The following is a 23,406-nucleotide window of genomic DNA, read 5'->3' on the forward strand; positions in this document are numbered from 1 at the left end:
CGCGCCCGGCCGCACACGAGAAGGGGAGGTCCACCCGTGAACACCACATCGGAACCTGTCGTCGACGCCCCCGTCATCGACCTTCCCCTCCCGCCGCCGGGCACGATGGGGCCACCCGAGGAGTACGGCCGGCTGCGCCAGGAGTGCCCGTTGGTCAAGGTCCGGCTGCCGATCGGCGCCACCGCCTGGTACGCCACCCGGTACGACGACGTCAAGGAACTGGTCGCCGACTCCCGGCTGATCCGGCCGAGCATCAACGACTGGCCGCCCTGCCCCGGCCAGGCCCCCGGTGACGAGCCGGGCCTGGTCACGATGATGGAACTGGAAGGCCCCGGGCACGCCGCCCTGCGCAGGACATTGAGCGAGCCGTTCAGCGTCCGGTCCATCCGGAGCCGGCTGCCGCGCATCCGGCAGTCGGCCGACCGGCTGCTCGACGTGTTCCTCACCGGCGACCAGCCCGGCGACCTGGTCGTCCGGTTCCTCGAGCCCTTCCCCGTCATGGTGATGTGCGACCTGGTGGGCATCCCCTACGACGACAGCCAGTACTTCCTGCCCAAGGCGGACGCCGCGCTCGGGGCCCTACTCACCCTGAAGGAGGGCCGCGAGGCCACCTCCCAATTGCGCGCGTACATCACCTCGCTGCTCGAGGGGAAGCGGCGCGAGCCCGATGACGACGTGCTCACCAAACTGGTCCGCGAGTGCGAGCACGGCACGCTGGACCATGAGAGCGCGGTGAGCTTCGGGCTCTCCATGCTGGTCGCCGGATACCGCACGAGCACCATGTTCCTGGCCGACGCCGTGCTGACCCTGCTGACCGTGCCCGGCGAGTACGCACGCCTGTGCGACAACCGCGACCTCATGCCCGGCGCGGTGGAGGAACTACTGCGCTATGTACCGGTGATGAACGGCGTCGTCGTCCTCCAGGCCGTCGAGGACATTGAGCTACACGGCCGGACGATCCGCGCCGGCGACGCCGTGCTGCCCGTACTCGCCTCCGCCAACCGCGACGGGAGTGTGTTCGCCGACGGAGACCGGCTCGACCTGTGCCGCGCGGACAACCCCCACCTCGCCTTCGGCCGTGGAGCGCACAACTGCATCGGCTCCCACCTGGCACGCGCCCAGATGACCGTATGCCTGGAAGCGCTGTTCGACCGGCTCCCCGACGTGCGCCTGGCCGAAGGTCACCAGCCCATCTGGGAGGACGAGTCACCGAGCAAGTCACCCATCACCCTCCCCGTCAGCTGGAGCGCCCCCGAGACCGCCGCGTAGGCGGAAGCCCTGGCGATGTCCCATCGCCGCCGCAGGCACGTCAACGGCGCGCCGCGCCTCGGTGGCAACGGGCAATTCTGCATTGCAAATTGACGACGATATGACTAGCAAGGAAGAACGTGTCCGAGATGGTCGAATTGTAGTGACCTGCGAGGATTGCGACCTGCTGTGATACTCCGACGGGAGGCCGGAATCATGCACGTGCGGAGCCGGATCGCAGTCCTGGCGGTCGCCGCCCTACTCGCCCTCGCGGCGATCGGCCACGCCGGCGCGGCGAGCGTGGTCACCATCACCGAGGACAGCCTGACCCCCACCAGCGCCGCCCCCAACACACCCACCACAGCCACGCTGAAGGTCCACTCCTCGGTCTGCGTCACGGTACGGCAACTCGGCGTCGCGGTAAGGGACTCGAAGGGCAACAACTACGACTACCCCGGATCGGTCCTCAACGCGACGATCTGTCCGAGCGGCTACACACTCGTCACCGGGTCGCGGACCTTCCCCGCCGGCACCTATACGGAGTTCGGCTACTACAAGGACGCGACGGGCTACCACAACCTCACTCAGGCCACCCTCATCGTGACCACACAGGGAACCGGAGGCGACCCCACCCAGGGCAAGGCGCTCACCTTCAACGAGAACTTCACCTCCCCGATCGTCTGGGGCCAGCGCTGGGTCGGCAACACGACCAGTGCCTACCAGTACGGCAACCACAACCCGAACGACGACAAACTCGACTGGCTCAACACCGCCAACGTGACGTCCGGCAACGGCAGCGTCACCTTCACCGCCCAGCCCAGCACCCACACCCTGGAAAACGGCAAGCAGGCATGGAACACCGGGCTGATCACCACGGAGAGCTCCAGAGAGGGCTTCCAGGTCAGGACCGGCGACTACATCGAGACCCTGGTCAGCATGCCGCCCAACCTGGGGGCCTGGCCCGCGCTGTGGAGCTGGAAGAGCGGCGACACCGAGATCGACAAGTACGAGTACCATCCCGACAACCCCAACATGCTGGAGCTGACCAACCACATCAACCCGGCCCACGACTACTACACCGACTCCAGCGCGGTGGGCCCCAACCGCTGGGTGACGATCGGCGCGGTCTACGGCGCCACGTCGGTCGACTGGTACATCAACGGCACCAAGGTGTTCTCCGACGGCAAGGGCGTGGGGGCGTCGTTCTCGGCGTACATCATCCTCAACCTCTCCATCGACGCCGGCACCTGGCACCCCGCGCCGGCCAACAGCAACCCGATCAGCTTCTCCGCCAGGTACGTGCACGTGTGGCGATGAGAACTCCTCCCCACCGCGCCCCGGACTCCCGGCGCCACACGATTCCTCAAGAGTCGCCCGCGTTCCGCGAGCGACTCCTTTCGAAAGCAGGTGAAGGCCATGTCCCGTAGGCCCCAGCGGCGTGGTCGGCGGACCGTGTGGCCACTCCTGGCGGCGTGCGCGCTGAGCGCGGCGTCCAGCGCCGGCGCCGCGACGCCGGCCGACGACCACACTGCCGAGCGTGTCCCTGGCAGTGACCGGGTACCGGTCGTACACATCGACCCCGATCCCGACCCCGTACAGGTGGGCGGGAGCGTGACGGTGCGGGCCCTGCTGGCCAACCACGGCCCGGACCGGACGGCTTCGCCACTGACCGTCACGGTCGTACTGCCCGAGAACACCACCGCCGCCGGCTCGTTCTTCCCCGGCACCTGCCTGGCCGATTCGGCCGGTGTCACCATCACCTGCACGTTCCCCGCCGGTCTTGGTGTCCATCGAACGGCTGTCGTGATCATCCCCGCCCGGATCTCGGCGAGCGCGCCACCGTCGTCAAGGCTCGACGGCGGCAAGGTGACCGTCGCCAACACTGACGACCCGGACGCGAAGGTCCGCACCGTCAAGTTCGCCATCAGGACCGCCTGACCCGCCCCGGGTCTCCGGCGGCCCAGCCACTGACCCGCGGTGTCATTCCGGGGCGGCGCGTTCCTCCTGAGGGGGGAACCTCACCCCGTTCGCGTGAAGCGAAGCCTGCGGAGCAGAGAGCCGCTGCACCCTCACCAGCCGAACGACCGATGTGAACAGCGATGCTCAAGCGGGAGGAAGTCGAGCAGGGCACCATGCACAGTCACGGTTCGGTCAGCCGGGCGACGGGCGGCTTCGGGCGTATGCACGGACCGGCTTGATCGTCGTCTCGCGTACTGTTCTCGCATGGCTCGATCCGATGGCGCCCCTCCTGCCGGGCTGCGGGAACGCAAGAAGGCCCAGACCCGGGAAGCGCTGCGTGTCGCGGCCGCGCGACTGTTCGCCGAGCGCGGCTTCGCCGAGACGACGGTCGCGGAGATCGTCGAGGCGGCCGGGGTGTCGCCGCGGACGTTCTTCCGCTACTTCGACAGCAAGGAGGACCTCCTGCTGCCGGACCTTACGGAGTCGTTCGACCGGATGGTGCAGGAGCTGGCCCGCCGTCCGCTCGAGGAGCCCGCGTTGGTCGCGTTGCGCGAGGCGGTGCTGGCGGCGGTGGACAGCGCTCCGCACACCACCCTGGTCGCGTTGGCCCATCCGCTCGAGGGCGCGGAGGCGGTGGTGACGGACCGGCTGGTGTACGCCTTCGTGGAGTTGGAGAGCCGGCTCACCAAGCTGCTCGTGGAGCGGCTGCCCCCGGGACCGGATGTGGATCTGCGGGCCGCCGTGGTCGCGATAACGGCGATGTCGGCGATGCGGGCGGTGGTTCGTACGGTGCGGGAGCGGCGCAAGACGGAGGAGGTGCCGGTCGGCACCTTCGCCCGGCTGCTGCCGACCGCGTTCGCGGTGCTGGCCGAGGCGAGCGCGGACCTCTGATCGGCCCGTGCCCGCCCCGGCCGCGGTCGGTCAGCCGGCCTGGGCTGATGGCTGGGTGAGTTCGGCGAGGTGGGAACGCAGTGCCCGCGGGCTGTTCCAGCCGAGCACACCGGTGACGTGGCCGTCGGTGCGGTAGCGGGCGACGAAGGAGCGCTGCGCCGGGTCGCCGTGCACCACCTCGATCTCCGCGTCCGGGGTGCAGATCCCGTACGCCTGGATCCTGGCGTCGTACTGGTCGCTCCAGAAGTAAGGGAGCGGCGCGTACGGTTCGCGGGCGCCGAGCAGGTTGCGCGCTGCGGCGATGGCCTGCTCGGCGGCGTTCGTGCGGTGTTCCAGCCGCAGGGTGGTGCCGAAGCGCGGGTGATGCCACCTGGCGACATCGCCGGCGGCGTAAATGCCGGGTGCCGCTTGGCAGTAGGCGTCGCAGAGCACCCCGTCGGTGATGTCCAGGCCGGTACCGCGCAGCCAGTCGGTGGCAGGGGTGGAGCCGATGGCCACCACCGCAGCGTCGGCCTCCAGCACCGTGCCGTCGGTCAGTCGCAGCCCGGCCAGCCGCCTTTGTGATCCCACCAGGGAGTCGACCCGGGCCCCGGTGTGCAGCCGTACTCCGTGGTCGGTGTGCAGCTCGGCCACCAGTCGGCCGAGGTCCTGGCCCAGACGTTCGGCGAGTGGGGCCGGGCCCTGGCAGATCAGGGTGGTCTCCACGCCGAGGCTGCGGGCGGTGGCGGCGACCTCGGTGCCGGTGAACCCGCCGCCGACGACGGCGAGCGTGGGCCGGCGCAGCAGGTGCTCGCGCAGCCGCAGGGCGTCGTCCAGGGTGCGCAGGACGTGAACGCCGTCGAGGTCGTGCCCGGTGGGCAGCCGGTGGGGTGTGACACCGGCGGTGATGATCAGCCCGTCGTAGTCGAGGCTTGTGCCGTCGTCGAGTCGGACGGTGCGCCGGGCGGGGTCGAGTGCTACGGCCCGGCTGCCCGGCCGCAGGTCGAGATCGAGCCGGGCGTAGTCGTCGGGGCCGCGCAGGGCGGCGGCGGTCGGCTGCCAAGTGCCGGCCAGGATCTGCTTGGACAACGGCGGCCTGTCGTACGGGAGACGGGACTCGGCGCCGAGCAGGGTCAGTCGCCCCTGGTAGCCCTCGCGGCGCAGCGTCTCCGCCGCCGTCAACCCGGCGGTGGAGGCGCCGACCACGATCACTCGGCGCAGCTCGGAGTTCATGCGCTCGCCTCGCCCGGTGCGGAGCTTCGCTGGCTCACTGGGCCTCCACCCGGATGGCGGCGGCGGGGCAGCGGGCGGCCGCGTCGTGGAGCGAAGTGGCCAGCTCGGCCGGTGGGTCGGCGTCAAGAAGGATGGCGATGCCGTCGTCGCGCTGGTCGAAGACTTCGGGGGTGGTCATGACGCAGGTGCCGGCGCCGCAGCAGCGGTCCTGGTCGAGGGTGATGTGCATGGGGTGTCCTTGCCGGGGGGTCTGGGCGTGGTTCACCAGGTGACGGGCAGCTGGTGCAGGCCGTAGATGATCATGTCGTCGCGGAACGGCAGCCGGTCGGCCGGGACGGCGAGCCGCAGCCCGGGGAAGCGGGCGAACAGTGAGGTGAGGGTGATCTGCAGTTCGGCGCGGGCGAGTTGCTGGCCCAGGCACTGGTGGGGGCCGTAGCCGAAGGCGACATGGGCGGCGGGGTCGCGGGTGATGTCCAGCCGGTCCGGGTCGGCGATGCCGAGGGCGGGGTCGCGGTTGGCGGAAGGCAGTGAGGCGACCACGTACTCGCCGGCCTTGATCGACCGGCCGCCGAGGGTGAGGTCCTCGGCCGCCACCCGGACCAGGCCGAACTGGATGATCGTCAGATGGCGCAGCAGTTCCTCGACCGTGCGGACGGCCAGGGCCGCATCCGCGCGGAGGGCGGCGAGCTGGCCGGGGTGCTCCAGCAGCGTCAGAGTGCTGAGCGCGATCATGTTGGCGGTGGTCTCGTGGCCGGCGATCAGCAGCAGTGAGCCCAGGACGGCGAGCGCGATGTCGGTCAGCGGGCTGTCCGGATCGGCGTCGGCCTCGGCGATCAGGGTGCTGAGCAGGTCGTCACCCGGCTGCTCGCGCTTGGCGGCGACCAGGGCGGCCATGAAGGACGCGAGTTCCGCCCTGGCCTGCTGCCCTTCCTCGGGCGAGGACTCGATCGCCAGCAGTTGCCCGGCCAGACGGTGGAAGGTGTCGCGGTCGTCGTAGTCGACGCCGAGCAGCTCGCAGATGACCAACGAGGTCACCGGCAGGGCGAGTTCGGCGACCAAGTCGACCGGTCCACCGGCCCGCTCCATAGCGTCCAAGTGCTCGTCGACGATCTGTTGGATCCTGGGCCGCAGCTGCTGGACGCGCTTGACAGTGAACGCCCGCATGACCGGGCGCCGGTAGCGCGCGTGCTCCGGCTCATCCAGGCGCAACAGCGCGCCCGGGAGTGGATGCTCGGGCAGGGCGGCCGGCGTGGGGCGGACGTGTGGCGCCGCGGTGCTCAGCCGCGAGCTGAACCTGGGGTCGGACAGTATCGCGCGGACGTCCTCGTATCGGGTGGCGAGCCATCCGGATCCGCCACCGGGGAAAGAGATCCGGCTGATCGGAGCCTGTTCGCGCAGCCGGGCATACTCCGGCGCCGGGTCGAAGGGGCAGCCGCGCTGCCTGGGCAGGCCGGGCCGGTCACTCGGGACTGGCCGGCTGACGGCGGTGTCGCTCATGGGTTCCTCCAGTGGTTTCTACGGGGGACGGGAGGTTTGCGGACATGGCGGCATGGCGCCGGTGCAGGGCCGGTCCGCCGAGCGCGATCGCCAGGAACAGGCCCGCTCCCACGATCAGTTGGGCGTCCGGCGTCCACCGGTCGAGGATGAGCCCGGCACCGAGCGCCAGAACGACCAGCAGCACCTTGCCCAGAATCAGGTTTCGCAGCGGCAGCCGGAGTGGCGCGACCGAGCCCCTGCGGCGACGGCGCTGCCATCTGACCGCCTGCACCAGGGCGGCGAACACAGCCATCTGGGCCAGCAGGAACAAAGCCCGCTGCCACGCCGGACCGTTCTCCACGAACGCCCAGCGCCAGCCGAAGTAGGCCCCGGCCGCCGCGTAGCCGATGTGGATCAGGCGACAGGCAGGGACGCGGTTCCCGCTCGCGAAAAGTGGCACAACTGCCACAATAGAGAAAGTGGCACAAGTGTCAAGATGTGCCGTCCGTGAAGCCACCCCGGCGTGGCACTCGGACCATCGATCCCCTGCAGTACACCTGGCGGGCCGGGCCCAGAGCACGGAGTCGGAGCGACCGACCCGCCCAGTCACTGTCAACCTCCTCGCGGAGGGCGGGAGTTCGTCGATATTCACCGACGAACTCTTGTACGGACATGCTCAGCTGGGGGACAGTGGCGGCCATCACCCGCCTCGTTCGAGGAGAACCCGTGCGTCTGCCACGCCTCGCCACCGGCCTCGCCACCACCAGCCTGCTCTTCGGGCTCACCGGCGTCGTCAGCACCGCAAGCGCCGCTACCGACGCCCACCCCGCCGCAGCGACGACCTCCGTCCCCAGACCCGACCACGTCGTAGTGGTGCTCTTCGAGAACACCTCGCAGAGCTCCATCATCGGCAACTCGCAGGCCCCGTACTTCAACCAACTGGCGAACACCGGCGCCAACTTCACCAACTCGTTCGCGATCGAGCACCCCAGCGAGCCGAACTACCTGGACCTGTTCTCCGGCTCCAACCAGGGCATCACGGACGACTCCTGCCCGCACACCTTCAGCACCGACAACGAGGGCGCCCAGCTGATCGCCAAGGGGCTGAGCTTCACCGGCTACTCGGAGGGCCTGCCCTCGGTCGGCTCGACGGTCTGCACCTCGGGCAACTACGCACGCAAGCACGTCCCGTGGACCGACTTCAGCAACGTGCCGGCCGCGGACAACCAGCCGTTCAGCAGCTTCCCGACCGACTTCACGCAGCTACCCACGGTCTCCTGGGTGATCCCCAACCTCTGCGACGACATGCACGACTGCTCGATCTCCACCGGCGACACCTGGCTGAAGAACAACCTGGACGCCTACGTCCAGTGGGCCAAGACCCACAACAGCCTGCTGATCACCACCTTCGACGAGGACGACAGCGCCGGCAACAACCAGATCGCCACCTTCTTCAACGGGCAGCCGATCAAACCGGGCGCCTACAACGAGCAGATCAACCACTTCAGCGTGCTGCGCACCATCGAGGACATGTACGGCCTGCCCTATGCCGGTGCCGCCGCCCAGGCGACCCCGATCACCGATGTCTGGAACACCGGCACAACCGGCAGCGTGTCGGTGACCGCGCCCGGCAACCAGACCGGCACCGTCGGCAGCGCCGCCTCCCTCCAGCTCCAGGCCACCGACACCGCCGGCGGCACAATGAGCTGGAGCGCGAGCGGCCTGCCGGCCGGCCTGTCGATCAACGCCTCGACCGGCCTGGTCAGCGGCACCCCGACTACCGCCGGCACGTCCAACGTCACCGTCACCGCCACCGACACCACCGGCGCGAGCGGCAACGCGTCGTTCAGCTGGACCGTCAACCCGGCCTCCACCGGCTGCCCCTCACCCGGCCAGCTGCTCGGCAACCCGGGCTTCGAGACCGGCAGTACCGCGCCGTGGACCATGACATCCGGCGTGCTCAACAACGACACAGTCAGCGAGCCCGCTCACAGCGGCAACTGGGACGCCTGGCTGGACGGCTACGGCGCCGCGCACACCGACACGCTCAGCCAGACCATGACCATCCCGGCCGGCTGCAAGGCCAGCTTCAGCTTCTGGCTGCACACCGACACCGACAAGACCGGCACCACCGCGCAGGACAAGCTCACCGTCACCGCCAACGGCACCACCTTGGCCACCTACTCCAACTTGGACGCCAACACCGGCTACGTGCAGAAGACCTTCGACCTCTCCTCCTACGCCGGTAAGAGCGTCACCCTCAAGTTCACCGGCGTGGAGAACTCCTCCTCGGCGCAGACCAGCTTCGTCATCGACGACACCACGCTGAACGCGTCCTGACGAACGCACCGTCCCAGCACACCGGGGCCGTGGCCGATCCAGGTCACGGCCCCGGCCGTTCGGCGCAGGGTCGGGCCACCAGCCGCCCACCCCGGGCGGTGCGACCGGCTCGTGGCGGCCTCGCTGTGGGCCGCCGAGGAGATGCTGACGGCGAGGACCTGTGCCAGTGCGCCGCTGGCGCACCGGGCAGGCGGCCCCGATCGGCGTGCGAGGACCAGTGCGCGCCGGCGGAGTGCCGCGCGTGCGGGGTGTACGGCACGATCGACGTCCGCGGATACTGCTGGCCATGAACAGGCCAAAAGCTGCACGTTTCCTCGCCGCACTCGCCGCTTGTGCGGCCAGCGCCTCCCTGCTGGCGGGCGTCCAGGCCACCCCCGCGTCCGCAGAAACCTTCTGCGGCTCCAACTACTCGGTCGATGGCGCCATCTGGACCGAGTACACCCAGACACCCGGTGTGCGGAAGGCCCTCGGCTGCCCCACCAGCGATGAACTCGGCCTTCCCGACGGGGTCGGCCGCCGTCAGGTCTTCGACAACGGCTCGATCTACTGGAGCCCGAACACCGGGGCGCACGCCGTGTGGGGTCTCATCCTCCAGGAGTGGGGTCAGCACGGCTGGGAAGGCGGCTACATGGGGTACCCGCTCACCGACGAGCTGAAGAACCCCGATGGGATCGGCGTCCGCCAGGAGTTCCAGAACGCTACGGTCTACTGGTCCCCCAACACCGGAGCGCACGCGGTACACGGCAACATTGGATGGTGGTGGGGACAGTACGGGTACGAGAAGGGGTCGTACGGCTACCCCACGAGCGACGAGTACAACACCGAACACGTCGGCGGCAATGTCGATGACAACAACGGCATTCGCCAGGACTTCCAGTCCGGCAAGTACATCTTGTGGAGCGGTGGTCAGGCCGACGCCTTCGAGGCCTGCCAGACTGCGTGCATCGGCTACGGCGGCATCACCAACACGAAGTGGGTGAAGAAGACCGAGGTCTACATCAACTGGACCAACAGCCGCTACACGTCCGTCCACGTCACCCCGACGGCCGCCGCGTTCAAGACCGTCACAGGGAACGATGACGCCGCCAGTGACGTGAATGACGACTGGAGGCAGGTGTGGTCCAACACGCTCATGTTCCCCGGCGCCACGCAGACCGAGAAGACCTCGACCTTCCAGCAGCTGCTGTGCCACGCGGAGTTCTCCTACCCCAACACCAGCGGTGGGCACCTCGGCGGTCCGACGTGGGATCTGGAAACCTGGCGCCCTGAACTCACCGGGGACGCTGAGACGAAGGTCAACAAGATGCTCCGCTCCAGGTGCAACTGGGACACGGACTCGTAGCACCTGCCTCCCAAAGCCCCTCGTCAGCCTCCGGGCGATTCTGGGGATCGTCGCAACACGCGGCTAGTTGATCAAGCCGCGAGCAGTCCGTGCAGGCGCTCGGCTGGAGTCTTCCAGCCGGGCGTTTTGCGTGGCCCGTTCATTGAGCTCGTCGGCGACGGCGGCGAGATGGTAATGGGCCGAGCCGGTAGCCGATGCCTCGCAGGACGTCGGCGGTGGTGGTGGCGCCCACGGGTACGCCCCGGACCGAAATACCGACGTGCCGTACGCGCACTCGGGACCTTCGGACAGGTGGCGCCCGAGCGGGTGACATCGAGGTGTCGATGGCCGAGGCCGACGTGTCGGCACGTCAAGTTGGCTTGGTCCGGTTACTCCATGAGGCGGTTTGCGACAGTGTTCGGGAGGTGTGGTGGCGCTGAGGATGTCGGTTCCGCGACTGGGTGGCGGGGCGAGGAGGCGGGCGCGTGCCGCGACGGTCGGTGTGCTGGCGGTGTTGTCGAGTATCGCGGTGGTCGCCCCGGCGTTGGGAGCACCGCGCGTGGGCGGTTTGGTCCCGCAGACGCCCCTGCCGGGGGAATGCATCCCCCAGTTCGCAACTCCGCTACCGGCCTTCGGTCCGGCGGGGTCGACGCCCAGGGTCGATGCGGCGACCCACCGGGATCTGACCGTCGCCATGACGGAGACCGATCAGGAGGTGCTTCCGCAGGGCCGGCAGGACACCTGTGGCCTCGGGGTGACGTTCGGCAAGACCCGGGTGTGGGCCTATGAGACCTCGGACACGACCAGCAAGCAGGTCCTGGGTCCCGCGCACTGGCCGGCGGTGACGATCGAAGCCGAGAGGCACACTCCCGCGCGGGTCACCTACGAGAACAGGCTGCCGAGTTTCAATCCGTCGAATCCGTACGGTCCCGGGCTGGTGCAGGGTTTGATGAAGGTCGATCAGACCGTTCACTGGGCCAATCCCTTGAAGACGCCGGGCGCCGGAATGCCCATGAACTGCGACGAGCCTCAGAATGCGGACAATCCGGTGTGTCAGGCCTACACGGGACCGCAACCCGCCACCGTGCACCTGCACGGCGCCGAGATCAGTGCCTGCTACGACGGCGGTCCGGACACCTGGTTCACGCCGAACGGTTTGCAGGGGTCGCAGTACTGTTCGGACGACGAACCCACTCCGGGCAAGGCCGTCTACACCTACCAGAACTCCCAGGAACCCGGGACGCTGTGGTTCCACGACCACGTCCTCGGGGCGACCCGCAACAACGTCTACGGCGGACTGGCGGGCTTCTACTTCCTCAAGGATCCGAAAGAGGAGCCCAAGGGCCTCCCGAGTGGTCCCTACGAGATCGAGATGGCTCTGCAGGACCGCGTCTTCGACACCAACGGTCAACTGCTCGTCATCCCGCCGTCCAACCCGGACTACCACCCCTTCTGGGGTGTACGCGAGTTCGGAGACGTCGCGACCGTGAACGGAGCGGCCTGGCCGTACCTCCAGGTGGAGCCGAGGCGCTACCGCTTCCGCCTCCTCAACGGCGCCAACGGGCGGCGCTTCGCCCTGCACTTCGGGGGCGCTCCCGTGTACCAGATCGGTGCCGACGACGCGTACCTGGACCGTCCCGTGCCGGTCAACGGCACGGCGTGCGCGGGAGGCGCATCCACGACCGAGTGCAGCGACCTGGACTTCATGCCCGGCGAGCGCGCCGACATCATCGTGGACTTCACACAACTGGCCGGGAAGACCGTCACCGTGACCAACACGGGAACGCTCGACACACCCCTGCCGCACATCATGCAGATCCAGGTGACCAAGCCCCTGACGGGCCGCGACGAGAGCTGCGATCCCGCTCGCTCCGTCCCGGATGAGTGCCTCTGCGCCCGCCCGGTACCCATGGTCCACCTGACCGGCCCGGACGGCAGGCCGCGCACCAAGATCGACAAGGTCAGGCAGTTCGTGCTCAACGAACTCAACACCTCCAGCACGCAGCCGAGAGGGGGGAACATCGAGCAGTACCTCAACAACACCCTCTACGACGGGCGCGAGTCCCCCAGCATCAAGCGGGAGTTCCCGAAGGACGGCATCAGCGAGCTGCCGGAGGTGGGATCGACCGAACTGTGGCAGTTCATCAACGCCGAGGACGTGCCGACCGCCTACCACCCGATCCACACGCACCTGGTGCAGTTCCAGATCGTCAGCCGCCAGAACATCGACTACGAGAAGTACATGAAGGCCTGGGACGGGTCCTTCCCGAGTTCCTGCAAGCCCTCCGACGTCGACTTCTGTCCGGGCTATGGTCCGCCACTGTCGTACCGGAAGCCGAACGCCGACGGGGCGGTCGGAGGGAACCCGGCGATCAGTCCCTTCCTCCAGGACCGTCCGATGCCACCGGACCCGGGTGAATCGGGGTGGAAGGACACGGTCAAGGCGTTCCCCCGTCAGGTGACCACGGTCATCGTGCGTTTCGCTCCGACCAGCGTCCCCGTGCACCGCTCCAAGCCCGGGGTCAACCTGTTCCCCTTCGATCCGACGGTCGGCCAGTACGTCTGGCACTGCCACGTCCTCGGTCACGAGGACAACGAGATGATGCGACCGTATCGAGTGGTCAGCGGTCGGAAACACGGCTGGGAAGAGGAGAAGGCCGGCGAGAGGAAGACGGGTTAGGACAGGGAGCACGGCGAGGGGCCTTCCCCGAAGCCGGCTGGATTTCGTGACTGCCCGTCAGCGGTGCTGGCGGGCAGTTTTCCTTGATCAGAACGATTTCGGGCATGCCCCCTGTGTCATTCACCAGTCGTCTGATCCACGCATTGACGGGTCGAGGGAGTCGGGCTTCCGCTTACCGCCGTTCAGGCTTCGCGCGCTGATCGTCGATTGCGTTCCGCGAGTGCGTACCCGGTCCCCGTGAGTACCACGCACCCGACGGTGACCAGCAGCGCCCAGGCGGCGCCGTAGCCGCGCAGCAGCACCGCGCCGGCGCCGGCACCCAGCAGCAGCGCGGCGACCGCGGCGACGCGCCTGCCGGTCCGGACGTTCGGGCCGCCGGCCAGGCTGGACTCGGAGGCCAGACCGACCAGGGTCATGGTCAGCATTGTGGTGGTCAGATCGGGAATGGCGAGCTTGCGGGCCGTGGTGTTGCGCACGCCCATGGCCAGTGCCAGCAGCACGATGGTGACGGAGCGCGAACCGATGCCCCGCACCCCCGTCGTGGCGGCCACGCCCGTCGCGCCGGCCAGCAGTACCGCCTCGGCACCGAGCACGCCCAGGATCCGCCGGGGTCCCTCGGGCACCGCGAGTTGAAAGCGCCCGGTGGCCGCCGCACCGGCCAGGAAACCCGCGAGCGCGATGAGTGAGGGTACGAGAGTGAAGCCGGGGGTTCCGACCGCGGCGAAACCGATCAGGATGACGTTGCCGGTCATGTTCGCGGTGAAGACGTGGCCGAGCCCGAGAAAGCTGATCGCGTCGATCAGGCCGCTGATCAACGTCAGCGCGATGGAGACACGTACTGCGAGCGGGCCGGTGTCCGGGCGGCGCGACCTGGCGGCCATCGCGTTGTCCCCGCACCTGCGCCTCATCGCCGGTCCCTTCCAGCAGGCAGTTCCTGGGCCAGTCTGCGCGTGGGCCGACGTGCGATACCGCCCGGAGTAGGCCAGTCGGCTCCACCGCCCTCTGGACAACACCGCCCACACCCCAGGAGCGCTTCAAAGCTTTGGTGATCTTGCAGACGGGCTGGTCAGGGGTTGGGTGCCGATCCCCTGCGGGTAGCCTCAGAAGCAGGTCAGGTCATACGTCCGCTTCCCGCGGACCACGTTCTTCGATCTCGTAGACACGACCACCACCGTCCGCGGCCTCATCCGTAGAACCTGGACCACCCACCGCTGGGACAGCCGCCCTCGATGCCGCCCATGACTGATCACCGATCACCAAGGGACGGGTGTGCCGTCCCAGGAGAAGAAACCACCGGTGGGGCCGTCGTCCGGCAGCAGGGCCAGGCGGGGGGCACCCCGGGCGGCCTCGGCCGGGTCGCCGCCGGCAGCGGCGGCCCTGGAGTTGAGATCGGTGGCCCGCAGGCCGGGGGCGAGCGCGTTGACCTTGAAGCCGTCCTCGGCCAGCGTCTGGGCGTAGAGGACGGCGAGGGCGTTGAGGGCGGCCTTGGAGGACCGGTAGGCGGCGGCGTCCCCGCGCTCGTGCCCGAGGATGACCAGGAAGTCGTCCTGATCACAGCCGACCCGGGATCACCCACCGTGCGGGCCCTGCAAACGCTGGCCTGAAGTTCCCCCACCGGCCCGTCCGCCGCCGGCTCAAGCAGCTGCCCCGCTTCGCCGTCACCAAGGGAGGCGAGTACCTCTTCATGCCCGGCATCCACGCCCTGAAGTGGATCGCCGAACTCGACACATGACCCCCGGCCAGCCACAAGGCCGTGGCTCACCACGCAGAGCAACCCGCCTGCCCCGTGAAGGGAATCGAGATGACCGCGAACACCGACAAGCCGAGCCGTCCCGGGATGAAGTTCGGCCGGACCAGCGAGTTCACCCTCTTCTTCAAGGCCAAGCCCGGTCATGGGAAGCTGATCCGCGAGGTCTTCGAACGGCCCGGCTTCGAGGACCGCCGCAAGGAGATGAGCGCCCGCATCGGCACCCTGCACGACGCCCGGTGGGTCCTGTTCGACGACGACACCTGCCTGATGTCCGCCACGAACTTCGACGGCGACTGGGACGCCTACATCGACGACTTCGCCGCCCAGATCCCCGAAATCTTCGACACCATCCTGGAACACACCGGGGACTACCCGGGCATCAAGGACCCCGACATCAAAGACCACATCGTCGCCCACCAGGCCACAGCCTGCTCCTACTTCCGCACCATTCCCGACACCACGGTCAAAGACCTCCAGAAGGCACTGCGCGTCCAAGACGCCTTCCAACGCCTGCTCGACGAGGCCAACTGACCCGAGCACGAAAGTACGGCGCAGCGAGCACCCGTGGCTGCGAGCAATGTCGCCGCGGTGAACCCGCCGATCCGGGTTGACGGAGGCAAGCCATGGCAGCGAGCGACTTCGCCCACCGGATGGCCGGCCGCACGCTCCTGGGCCGTGTCGGCCAGCCCGAGGAGGTCGCGAACGTCGCACTCTTCCCGGCCTCCGACGAGAGCTCCTACGTCACCGCTCCACATCCCGCCGGTCTCTTTGAGTGGACCGCTGCGGGTTGCACGTCAGGTTCAGCGTGGCCGCCGTTGCACGACGTCGGCGAGCACCGTGGTCACCAGCTTGTCGACGGTCGCCGTGGTCGGTGGGTCGGAGTCGCGGTCCGCGAACAGGAGATGCCCGCCTCCGACCAAGGAGAGGGTGAGCGAGTCGATGTCGGCGTCGGCCGAGATGCGGCCCATCGCGCGTTCGTCGGCCAGGTAGGCGGAGACCGCGGTCGTGACCTGGGCGAGGATCGCGATGCCGCCTCCGGGCCTGGCGTGCCGCAGCCGCGCCCGCAACTCGTCCCGGAAAGTGATGAGCGGGATGATCGCCACCGGAACCGGTCCGAACAGGGTGGTCAGCGCACCGGTGAGGTTGTCGGCCACGGTGCCGGTCCCGACGGCCTCGCGCAGCGCATGCGCTTGCGTCTCAAGCCGCGCGGCCCGGTCGAGCACGAGCTCGGTGAGGAAAGCGTCGAAGTCGGTGAAGTGCCGGTGCAGGACGCCTTTGGCGCAGGCCGCCTCGTCGGTGACGGCCCGGCTGGTCAGCCCGTTCGGGCCATCCCGCAGCAGCACGCGCTCGGCGGCGTCGAACAGCTGCTGCCGCGCGTCGCGAAGATGTACCCCGGTCGGCACTCTCAGATCCTCTCGTGCGCCAGGCTCCTGGCATCCGTCCATTGGCATGTGGGCGCTTGCCCACTAAAGTGAACGCATGCCCACTTTACCGCGAGAGCAACCCGAGCCGGCGCAGCCCCATCAGGCTCGGCGGACGGCCGAATCGTTCGGCACGGACGCGCAACGCTACGACCAGGCCCGACCCGACTACCCCGATGACCTGGTGACGCGCATCGTCGCCGCGAGCCCGGAGCCCGCCGTGCTCGACGTCGGCTGCGGCACCGGCATCGCGGCCCGTCAATTCCAGGCCGCCGGCTGCAACGTGCTCGGCATCGAGCCGGACGCACGAATGGCCGACCTCGCACAAGCCCGCGGCCTGCGGGTCGAGGTGGCGACCTTCGAAGCCTGGGAGCCGGACGGCCGAGTGCTCGACGCGTTGATCGCCGCCCAGTCGTGGCACTGGGTGGACCCGGTCGCCGGCACCGTGAAGGCGGCCCAGGTGCTGCGTCCGAACGGGCGCTTGGCGATCTTCGGGCATGTATTCGAACCGCCCGCCGAGGTGGCCGAGCCGTTCGCCGCAGCTTTCCGGCGGGTGGCGCCCGACTCCCCGTTCAGCGATCAGCCGGCTCGACGTCCGCTGGAGATGTACCAAGCGGGGTACGCGAAGATCGCCGACAAGATCCGCGAGACCGAGCAGTTCGACGACCCGGAACAGTGGCGGTTCGACTGGGAAAAGCCCTACACGCGCGACCAATGGCTGGACCTGCTCCCCACTACCGGCGGCCTCACCCGACTCCGTCCCGATCAACTGGCCGAGATCCTGGGCGCGGTCGGCCATGCCATCGACGCCTTGGGCGGCCGCTTCACGATGCACTACACCACTCTGGCGACCACCGCCGTACGCGCCGACACCCCTTGATCCACACGGTGCCGGGGGTCCCGCGGTCGGCCGCCCCGAGGAGGCCCAGGTTCCCTGCCGGGGTCAGGGGTTGGCGTACTGCGCCGTGGGTGGCTGCATTTCGGGGTGGCCGGGGACGTTGGGCTTGATCCAGTGGTCGTAGCTCTGCCGCCAGGCGCCGCTCTTGCGGTAGTCCTCCAGGACCTGGTTGACCCAGGAGGCGAGGTCAGGTTCGCTGGGTGAGATGGCGACGCCGTAGGGCTCGTCGGAGAGTTGGTCGCCGACGACGGTGGTCTGCGGGTCCTGGGCGGCCAGGCCGTAGGCGATGGCGTCGTCGGTGAGGATCGCATCGTCGTTGCCGAGTTGGAGCTGGACCAGGCAGTCCAGTTCCTGGTCCTGCTTGTCGAGTTTGGCCACCTTGTACTTCTGCTGGGGCGCCGGCAGCGCGGTGTCCGGTTCCAGCAGGGTCTCGGCGGTGGAGCCGGCGGCGACGCACACACGCCCGCCCTTCATCGCGTCGGGCCCGCTTTCACCCTGTTTCGTCTGCGCGACCGGCATCAGGACTCGCTGTCCGGCTTCGAAGTAGACGGTGGACATGGCCACGTCCTGGCTCCGCTTGCAGGTGATCGTCATGGTGTGCACGACCAGATCGACGCGCTGGTCGCCGGTGGCCTTGAGGCGCGGTTGGCGTTGGGCGTCGTCGAGTGCGACCCAGCGGACCTTCGGGTTTCCCAGCGAGGCGACGATCGCGTTCGCGAGGTCGATGTCGAAGCCCTGTGGTGTGGCGCCGTCCGGGCCCAGGAATCCCCAGTCGTAGTCGTTCAGGTCCACGCCGATGTTGATCGTCCCGCGGGCCTGGATCGCTTTGATGGTCGGCCCGTAGGGATCCTTCTTCGGTGGGTACTTGCTCGCCTTGCAGGAGGGGTCCGAGCCGGGGGCGGTGTCGGCCGCGAGCACGGGCGAGGGTGCGGTCGGCACGCTGGCGGCCGTGGTGGTCCGTGTGGCGGCCGGCCGGCTGGGTCCGCCTGTCGTGAGGGCCGCCACCATCAGGGCGGTGAGGCCGAGTATCGCCGTGGTTCCGCGAAGCCGCATCAGGTGTTCTCCGATGGTTTCGTTGCGGGTCATCGGTACTCCGCCGGCCGGCGTCCGATGCCGGTCAGCACGCCGACCGTGGCCGGCGGTGTGACCACGATCCGGTCGTTCACCTGCCAGGCCGTCAACGCTCCGGCGGCGATGACCGGTGCGGTCAGTGCGGTCGCAGCCAGCCGCAGGTGCCCGGGCGGTGTGCGCGCCGGCGCCCGCCGGCGAATCCACGCTCGCCGCGTCCCGACCCGGCCGTCACCCCTCGGGGCGCTGACGGCGACGTCTCTGTATCCAATGCCTCACTCCCACCAAGTGCGCGTGGAAGATATGTGATGACACATCGAAAGAAATGGCAAGAGGCCTGGGCTGTTTGGTGAACCCTGACACCCGCAGGACGCGGGCTGCGGCTCTGACGATTCCGCTCCCGCAGCCCGAATCACGAGGCTGGGACGGGACGGACCGGAGAGCCTGGCGCTCGTTCTCTGCACGGGCGTTGAGTGGCCCGGCGGGGGCGGGCCGGTGTGCCGCGTGGCCGTCAAGGCGGGCTTCCGTCCCGAAGGCGCGATGCGGGCCTTCTACCCACGACGACGGCGAATGCCCACGCCGCATCACCGCCACTGGCAACGACGACCTGGACGACCCGCTGACGGTCACCGCCTTCGGCGCCACCTACGCGATCAACTGACGCACCCTCGCCCGGCCCCGAGGCACCACACCCCGGGCCGGGCGCCGTCCGGCGGGCGCACCTTGGCTGACCTGCAACAACTCCGTCAAGCAACAACCTTCTGCACGCTCTGTGCAGATTGTGCAACAGAGCCCGAAGAGGGCTGTCCGCCACCCGAATCCCGTCCCTAAGATCACCTCCGCTAACGCACCTCACACGGGACGAGAGAACATGAGCAACGAGTTCGGCGGCCTGCTCGGCATCGCACAGCAGCTGTTCAGCGACACGCCGCAGCAGGGCCACGGCGAACACCACGACAACTTCCTGATGGACCTGGGGCAGAAGCTGATGGACGGCCACCAGCCCGTGCAGGAGGGCGTCGTCTACGACATCGACGAGAAGTTCTTCTCCCCGACCCACGACTTCTGGATCAAGCGCAACGGTGAGCGTGTGTTCCAGGTCGACGAGAAGATGTTCAGCTTCAGCGGTGCGATCGCCCTCCAGGACTCTGAGGGCAACGAGCTGTACCGGATCTCCGAGAAGATCATGACGCTCCGGGACATCCGCTACATCAAGCGCGGCGAGCAGACCATCGCCACCGTGAAGAAAGCGCTCTTCTCACCGCTGGTCTACAAGTTCACCGTGACGTTCGAGAACGGCGCGGAGATCCACGTCACCGGCAACATCACCGATCACCAGTACGCCATCACCTACGGCGAGCAGGAGGTCGCGCACATCTCCCGCGAGTGGTCGCTGCTGAGCGAGCACTACTCGGTCAAGATCATCCCCGGCCAGGACGACGCGCTGCTCCTCACCATCGCCGCCTGCGCCGAGGCCATGGTCCTCGACGACTGATCCACCCCGCGCCACCGCACGACGCCGACGCCCCTCGCCCACCGCCACCACCGGACGAGGGGCGTCGCCGGTTCGTACGGGGGTCACCAGTGGTGCGCGAGGAGCCGCGCGGGCAGCCTCGGTACTACCACTTGGAGCCCGGGCCGCTCGCCGAGGTCGAAGAGTGGCTCCACTCGTTTGAGCGGCCTTGACGGGCGCGGATGCGGGCGACGACCTGGACTGGGACATCTGCCTCTCCCTCAGCGCGGCCGCCCTGGAACTCCTGCTCCCACCCGCCGAGTTGGAGCGTGCTCACGCCGCGGCTGCCACGTTCGGCGCCCCGGACGAGGCGCTGACGGACGGCTCGGGCTGGGCCGCGCTGGAGATCGAGGCCGGACGGCTTCCCGCCTCGCCCCTGCTGCCCTTCGGCGCCCCCGGCACCGACCAGGAGCCCTGGCGCGCGCTGCTGACCACCGGAGTCCGGCAGCGGTCCGGTGGCACCGACCGGTTTGACGATGCGGGCCTTGACCGGGCCGGTCGGGCCGCCCTGGACCGTGATCCACTCCTCGTCCACCGGCAGCTTGAAGATCTCGCTCGACTGGACCTCGTCGACCGCCTTGCGTCCCTCGGCGGGCGCGAGGTCGAACAGGTACGGCGGGTTCGCGGTCGCCGCGGCGAAGTCCGCCGCGGCCTTCTCCAGCACGGGGGTGACGGGCGTGTCAGCGGGCATCGTCGCCTCTCTCCACGGACGCGATGGGGATCGGCCCGGCGCGGGCCACGCGACCATTCACCCACCGCCCCCGGGAGGTCGCCGCCCGACCGCCGTGCCCGCCGGCACCGGTCGGCCGCCGGAGGCGCCGACGCCTCCTCGGGTACGGCGGGCAGGATGGCCGGTACCGGCCTGACCGCGGCACGCGACGGCCCGCCCGGGGCCCGGCTTAGCCGGCCGGGGCCCGGGCGGGTGAGAGGGCGGGGCCGTGAACGGGGCCAGGAAAGCCGGCCGTTGCAGTCCGGCAGCTCGAAGGCCGCCCGGCGTGGCCGCCGTCGGGGTCTGCCGCCACGGCTGCCACGGCGACGAGCCTCGCCCCGCCACTCACATCAGGGGCACAGCCCTTTCGTCTGACGCTCGTGGGTCAGTTCTTCGGTGCGGCGCTCGCAGTCGCGTTGCTGTAGGAGCCGGCCACGATGGGCCATTCGTTCTGGTAGAGCTTGAACGGCAGGTCCTTCTCCAGCAGCGGGGTGCCGAGGATGGCGATGCGCGCCATGACGGCCCCGTTCACGTCCAGCCCGCCGTAGAGGCCGGCCTTGCCGGTGACCGTCGGCTTGCCGGCGCTGGAGTCGATCGTGACCGTGCCGTCCACGGCCGCCCGCAGGTACGGCTCGACGGTGGCCTTCACGCCCACGGTGTCGTAGAGGGCGACCGAGCCGTCGGCGACCAGGCCGGTGCGGACGTTGGCGTTGCCGTTGAAGGTGGCCTTGACCGGGGAGACGGTGGTCTTGACCGGCTCGGTGGCACTCGTCCAGCCGGCGGCCTTGGTGTAGTCGGCGTGGATGGCCCAGTCGCCGTCGATGTTCTGCGTGGTGTCGACGGTGACGGTGCCGTCGGCGGAGATCTCGGCGTAGACGGTGAGGTTGAGGGTGATCACGACGGGCACCTGGGCGACCATGATCGTGGGCGTCGCGGTGAGCTTGGCGATCGGTATCTTGACCGGGCCGGTGGAGCCGGTGAGTCCGGCGGTGACGTGCCAGTTGGCGTGCGCGCCGAGGTCGAAGCCGACCTTGGCCTGGTCGGCGCCGAGGATGCCGTGGGTGCCCTGGTAGCTGAAGTCGATGCTCGGGTCGAGTTCGAGCGAGCCGGAGAGCGTGGCCTTGCCGCCGCCGGGCAGCGGGACGCTGTCGTTGGCGTCCAGCTTCAGCACGGCCGAGGCGGCGCCGTTGCCACCGTCCGGCCGCGGCACGTAGGAGGCCTTGAGGTCCTTGAGCTGCGGGGTGACCTTGATGCTGTGCGGGTCCAGGGCGGTCTTGACCTTGGCCCAGGCCTGGCCGAGCAGCTCGGAGATGGTGGCCGGGCGGGTGCTCACCTCGACCTTCCCGGCCGCGGCCGGCTTGACGTCGGTGATCGCGAGCAGCGCGCCCTGCGGCGCGGCCGGTGTCGGCGGGCTGTCGATCAGCTGACCGGGCTTGACCGCGGCGGTGGCCGCGGCGGACGCCGACGGGCTCGGGCTGCCCTTGACGGTGTCGGCGGCGGCGAGGACGACCTTGCCGGTCTGCTTGTCGTAGGAGTCCAGCTTGAGGTCGGGGCCGCCTGCCGCGACGGGCTGCCCCGACGGGGAAGGGCCGGCCGGGGTCGCCGCGGGCGTGCCCACGGCGGCCGGGGCGACCGGGGCGGCCGGGGTCGCCTTGGGCGCGCCCGAGGCGGTCGGCGTGCCCGACGGATGATCGGCGGCCGGGGTCACCAGGGTCACCTTCGGCGTACCGACGGGGGCAGGATCGGTCGTGACCGGCGCGGCCTCGGCAGCCGCAGTGGAATCGGTGGACGGGGCGGTCGGCGCCGTCGGGTCGCAGGCGCTGAGCGAGAGCACCACGGATGCGGCGAGCGCGGACAGCGCAACGGTGCGCATGGACATGCGGAGGGTCACCTTTGACGTAAGGCGGGCAGGAAGGCAGGCGACTGCCGGCAGCTCAGGGGTGGCCAGGCCGGAAGTGGCTGCTTTCGCCGTCGACCGGAGCAAGCGTCAGAAGCGCTCTCGAAGGCCGGATTCGGCGCCTCACAGGGCCAGCAGGTATCCGGCCCGGCCCCCCTAAAACTAGAACCAGTAGTTTTGCCTGGGCGAGAACGTACACTAGATCGAAAAGCGTGCTCAAACCGGGGGAGCGCCGGACCGGCGCGGACGGAGTGAGGGAAAACAGCAGATGGGCAGACCGTCGCGACGGCTCGTGACCAAGGAGCGGATCATGCAGGCCGCTCTCGACCTGGTCGACGAGGAGGGCCCTGACGCGCTGTCCACCACCCGCGTCGCCGCCCGGCTCGGCGTCAAGGGGCCGTCGCTGTACAACCACATCTCCGGACGCGACGAGATCATCGACGGGATCTGCGAACTCGTCGTCGCCGAGATGGACCTCGACATGAGTGTCCGCCCCTGGACCACCGCTCTGGACACCTGGGCCCGTCACTACCGCGCCGCCCTCGCCGCCCACCCGAACACGGCCACGCTCTTCCGGACCCGGCCGGCCCAGTCCCCCTCGGCACTACAGGGCTACGCCGACGCCTTCACCGTGCTGCGCGAGGCAGGGTGGCCCGAGGACCACCTGCTCCCGATCGTGCACTCGATCCAGAGCCTCATCATCGGCTCCTTGCTCATCGTGAACACACCACGCGATCTGCTGGAACCCGTCGAGGAGTTGCCGCCCGGACTCGACCCCCTCCTCAACCCGCCGCCCCATCACCGCGACCTCACCTTCGAGATCGGCCTGGCCGCACTGATCCGAGGCTTCCAGGACACCCTGAAGCGCCTCCGCACGCACCCCTGCTCCTGAGCCCCTCGGCTCCGGCGGGCCGGCACGTACGCCCGAAACGGCCAGGCAGGGCCTGGCACGAACCGTCTCACTCCAATCGGCCAGCAGCGCTCGCCCCGCCCGGGCCCCGGTGACAGCGTCGTCCATGAGCC

General features: G+C 69.2%; 19 protein-coding genes and 3 pseudogenes. 12 read left to right on the plus strand and 10 right to left on the minus strand.

The window, feature by feature from the left end; translation table 11 throughout:
• Positions 1-36: 36 nt before the first annotated feature.
• From ACH4E7_RS34845 to ACH4E7_RS34860, 4 genes are all read left to right on the plus strand, one after another.
• Complete coding sequence (locus ACH4E7_RS34845) at positions 37-1,269, plus strand: cytochrome P450 (RefSeq protein ID WP_396253172.1); 1,233 nt, start codon at positions 37-39, stop codon at positions 1,267-1,269.
• 195 nt (positions 1,270-1,464) lie between these two features.
• Positions 1,465-2,565: a hypothetical protein gene (locus ACH4E7_RS34850; protein WP_396253173.1), complete on the plus strand. Its 1,101-nt coding sequence runs from the start codon at positions 1,465-1,467 to the stop codon at positions 2,563-2,565.
• A 294-nt stretch (positions 2,566-2,859) separates the two neighbouring features.
• Positions 2,860-3,186, plus strand: a complete 327-nt coding sequence (locus ACH4E7_RS34855; RefSeq protein WP_396253174.1) for a hypothetical protein — start codon at positions 2,860-2,862, stop codon at positions 3,184-3,186.
• A 285-nt stretch (positions 3,187-3,471) separates the two neighbouring features.
• Positions 3,472-4,098 carry a TetR family transcriptional regulator gene (locus ACH4E7_RS34860; RefSeq protein WP_396253175.1) on the plus strand — a complete coding sequence of 209 codons (627 nt, stop codon included), beginning with the start codon at positions 3,472-3,474 and terminating at the stop codon, positions 4,096-4,098.
• 30 nt (positions 4,099-4,128) lie between these two features.
• On the opposite strand, the gene ACH4E7_RS34865 is transcribed toward ACH4E7_RS34860, so the two are convergent.
• The 4 genes from ACH4E7_RS34865 to ACH4E7_RS34880 are packed head-to-tail and all read right to left on the minus strand — an operon-like array spanning position 4,129 to position 7,255.
• Positions 4,129-5,310, minus strand: coding sequence for an NAD(P)/FAD-dependent oxidoreductase (locus ACH4E7_RS34865; RefSeq protein WP_396253176.1), 1,182 nt, complete (start codon positions 5,308-5,310; stop codon positions 4,129-4,131).
• A 34-nt stretch (positions 5,311-5,344) separates the two neighbouring features.
• Positions 5,345-5,539 (minus strand): ferredoxin, encoded by a 195-nt coding sequence (locus ACH4E7_RS34870; protein WP_396253177.1) that lies wholly within the window; start codon positions 5,537-5,539, stop codon positions 5,345-5,347.
• A 32-nt stretch (positions 5,540-5,571) separates the two neighbouring features.
• On the minus strand, positions 5,572-6,807 hold the full coding sequence (locus tag ACH4E7_RS34875; RefSeq protein WP_396253178.1) for a cytochrome P450: 1,236 nt from the start codon (positions 6,805-6,807) through the stop codon (positions 5,572-5,574).
• The gene (locus tag ACH4E7_RS34880; protein ID WP_396253179.1) at positions 6,770-7,255 is read right to left on the minus strand and encodes a hypothetical protein; all 486 of its coding nucleotides are present in this window, start codon (positions 7,253-7,255) and stop codon (positions 6,770-6,772) included. The genes ACH4E7_RS34875 and ACH4E7_RS34880 overlap by 38 nt, the downstream gene beginning before the upstream one ends.
• Before the next feature lie 257 nt (positions 7,256-7,512).
• Between ACH4E7_RS34880 and ACH4E7_RS34885 the strand changes: the two genes are divergently transcribed.
• The 3 genes from ACH4E7_RS34885 to ACH4E7_RS34895 all read left to right on the plus strand — a co-directional run bounded on the left by ACH4E7_RS34885 (position 7,513) and on the right by ACH4E7_RS34895 (position 13,127).
• Entirely contained in the window at positions 7,513-9,126 is a 1,614-nt protein-coding gene (locus ACH4E7_RS34885; RefSeq protein WP_396253180.1) for an alkaline phosphatase family protein, read from the plus strand.
• Between the two features lie 286 nt (positions 9,127-9,412).
• Positions 9,413-10,468 (plus strand): DUF2599 domain-containing protein, encoded by a 1,056-nt coding sequence (locus ACH4E7_RS34890; protein WP_396253181.1) that lies wholly within the window; start codon positions 9,413-9,415, stop codon positions 10,466-10,468.
• A gap of 409 nt (positions 10,469-10,877) precedes the next feature.
• Positions 10,878-13,127 carry a multicopper oxidase family protein gene (locus tag ACH4E7_RS34895; protein ID WP_396253182.1) on the plus strand — a complete coding sequence of 750 codons (2,250 nt, stop codon included), beginning with the start codon at positions 10,878-10,880 and terminating at the stop codon, positions 13,125-13,127.
• Positions 13,128-13,309: 182 nt separating this feature from the next.
• Here ACH4E7_RS34895 and ACH4E7_RS34900 read toward each other — a convergent pair whose 3' ends face one another.
• Positions 13,310-14,035, minus strand: coding sequence for a YoaK family protein (locus ACH4E7_RS34900; protein ID WP_396253183.1), 726 nt, complete (start codon positions 14,033-14,035; stop codon positions 13,310-13,312).
• A 345-nt stretch (positions 14,036-14,380) separates the two neighbouring features.
• Positions 14,381-14,641: pseudogene (locus ACH4E7_RS34905) on the minus strand (SDR family oxidoreductase); the annotation flags it as partial.
• Positions 14,642-14,644: 3 nt separating this feature from the next.
• Between ACH4E7_RS34905 and ACH4E7_RS34910 the strand changes: the two are divergent.
• Positions 14,645-14,731, plus strand: a pseudogene (locus ACH4E7_RS34910) (transcriptional regulator); the annotation flags it as partial.
• 197 nt (positions 14,732-14,928) lie between these two features.
• Positions 14,929-15,408, plus strand: a complete 480-nt coding sequence (locus ACH4E7_RS34915; RefSeq protein ID WP_396253184.1) for a hypothetical protein — start codon at positions 14,929-14,931, stop codon at positions 15,406-15,408.
• Between the two features lie 269 nt (positions 15,409-15,677).
• Here ACH4E7_RS34915 and ACH4E7_RS34920 read toward each other — a convergent pair whose 3' ends face one another.
• Positions 15,678-16,280 (minus strand): TetR/AcrR family transcriptional regulator, encoded by a 603-nt coding sequence (locus ACH4E7_RS34920; protein WP_396253185.1) that lies wholly within the window; start codon positions 16,278-16,280, stop codon positions 15,678-15,680.
• A 76-nt stretch (positions 16,281-16,356) separates the two neighbouring features.
• On the opposite strand from ACH4E7_RS34920, the gene ACH4E7_RS34925 reads away from it, so the two are divergent.
• Positions 16,357-17,178 (plus strand): class I SAM-dependent methyltransferase, encoded by an 822-nt coding sequence (locus ACH4E7_RS34925; protein WP_396253186.1) that lies wholly within the window; start codon positions 16,357-16,359, stop codon positions 17,176-17,178.
• A 63-nt stretch (positions 17,179-17,241) separates the two neighbouring features.
• Here the strand turns inward: ACH4E7_RS34925 and ACH4E7_RS34930 are convergent, their stop codons facing one another.
• Positions 17,242-18,282 carry a transporter substrate-binding domain-containing protein gene (locus ACH4E7_RS34930; RefSeq protein WP_396253187.1) on the minus strand — a complete coding sequence of 347 codons (1,041 nt, stop codon included), beginning with the start codon at positions 18,280-18,282 and terminating at the stop codon, positions 17,242-17,244.
• An 853-nt stretch (positions 18,283-19,135) separates the two neighbouring features.
• On the opposite strand from ACH4E7_RS34930, the gene ACH4E7_RS34935 reads away from it, so the two are divergent.
• A complete protein-coding gene (locus ACH4E7_RS34935; protein ID WP_396253188.1) occupies positions 19,136-19,759 on the plus strand; it encodes an LURP-one-related/scramblase family protein in 624 nt (207 codons plus the stop codon).
• A gap of 460 nt (positions 19,760-20,219) precedes the next feature.
• Here ACH4E7_RS34935 and ACH4E7_RS34940 read toward each other — a convergent pair.
• Positions 20,220-20,468, minus strand: a pseudogene (locus ACH4E7_RS34940) (esterase); the annotation flags it as partial.
• A 403-nt stretch (positions 20,469-20,871) separates the two neighbouring features.
• Positions 20,872-22,365, minus strand: coding sequence for a hypothetical protein (locus ACH4E7_RS34945; RefSeq protein ID WP_396253189.1), 1,494 nt, complete (start codon positions 22,363-22,365; stop codon positions 20,872-20,874).
• A 286-nt stretch (positions 22,366-22,651) separates the two neighbouring features.
• On the opposite strand from ACH4E7_RS34945, the gene ACH4E7_RS34950 reads away from it, so the two are divergent.
• Complete coding sequence (locus ACH4E7_RS34950; RefSeq protein WP_396253190.1) at positions 22,652-23,275, plus strand: TetR/AcrR family transcriptional regulator; 624 nt, start codon at positions 22,652-22,654, stop codon at positions 23,273-23,275.
• Positions 23,276-23,406: the final 131 nt, after the last annotated feature.

The sequence above is a fragment of the Kitasatospora sp. NPDC018058 genome, from assembly GCF_044327205.1.
Classification (GTDB): Bacteria; Actinomycetota; Actinomycetes; order Streptomycetales; family Streptomycetaceae; genus Kitasatospora.

Excerpts from the sequence above, each read along its gene's own strand:
- ACH4E7_RS34850 (WP_396253173.1), top strand. The coding sequence starts at position 1,465 with ATGCACGTGCGGAGCCGGATCGCAGTCCTGGCGGTCGCCGCCCTACTC.
- ACH4E7_RS34860 (WP_396253175.1), top strand. The coding sequence starts at position 3,472 with ATGGCTCGATCCGATGGCGCCCCTCCTGCCGGGCTGCGGGAACGCAAG.
- ACH4E7_RS34865 (WP_396253176.1), bottom strand. The coding sequence starts at position 5,310 with ATGAACTCCGAGCTGCGCCGAGTGATCGTGGTCGGCGCCTCCACCGCC.
- ACH4E7_RS34870 (WP_396253177.1), bottom strand. The coding sequence starts at position 5,539 with ATGCACATCACCCTCGACCAGGACCGCTGCTGCGGCGCCGGCACCTGC.
- ACH4E7_RS34875 (WP_396253178.1), bottom strand. The coding sequence starts at position 6,807 with ATGAGCGACACCGCCGTCAGCCGGCCAGTCCCGAGTGACCGGCCCGGC.
- ACH4E7_RS34890 (WP_396253181.1), top strand. The coding sequence starts at position 9,413 with ATGAACAGGCCAAAAGCTGCACGTTTCCTCGCCGCACTCGCCGCTTGT.
- ACH4E7_RS34900 (WP_396253183.1), bottom strand. The coding sequence starts at position 14,035 with ATGAGGCGCAGGTGCGGGGACAACGCGATGGCCGCCAGGTCGCGCCGC.
- ACH4E7_RS34915 (WP_396253184.1), top strand. The coding sequence starts at position 14,929 with ATGACCGCGAACACCGACAAGCCGAGCCGTCCCGGGATGAAGTTCGGC.
- ACH4E7_RS34925 (WP_396253186.1), top strand. The coding sequence starts at position 16,357 with ATGCCCACTTTACCGCGAGAGCAACCCGAGCCGGCGCAGCCCCATCAG.
- ACH4E7_RS34930 (WP_396253187.1), bottom strand. The coding sequence starts at position 18,282 with ATGACCCGCAACGAAACCATCGGAGAACACCTGATGCGGCTTCGCGGA.
- ACH4E7_RS34935 (WP_396253188.1), top strand. The coding sequence starts at position 19,136 with ATGAGCAACGAGTTCGGCGGCCTGCTCGGCATCGCACAGCAGCTGTTC.
- ACH4E7_RS34945 (WP_396253189.1), bottom strand. The coding sequence starts at position 22,365 with ATGTCCATGCGCACCGTTGCGCTGTCCGCGCTCGCCGCATCCGTGGTG.
- ACH4E7_RS34950 (WP_396253190.1), top strand. The coding sequence starts at position 22,652 with ATGGGCAGACCGTCGCGACGGCTCGTGACCAAGGAGCGGATCATGCAG.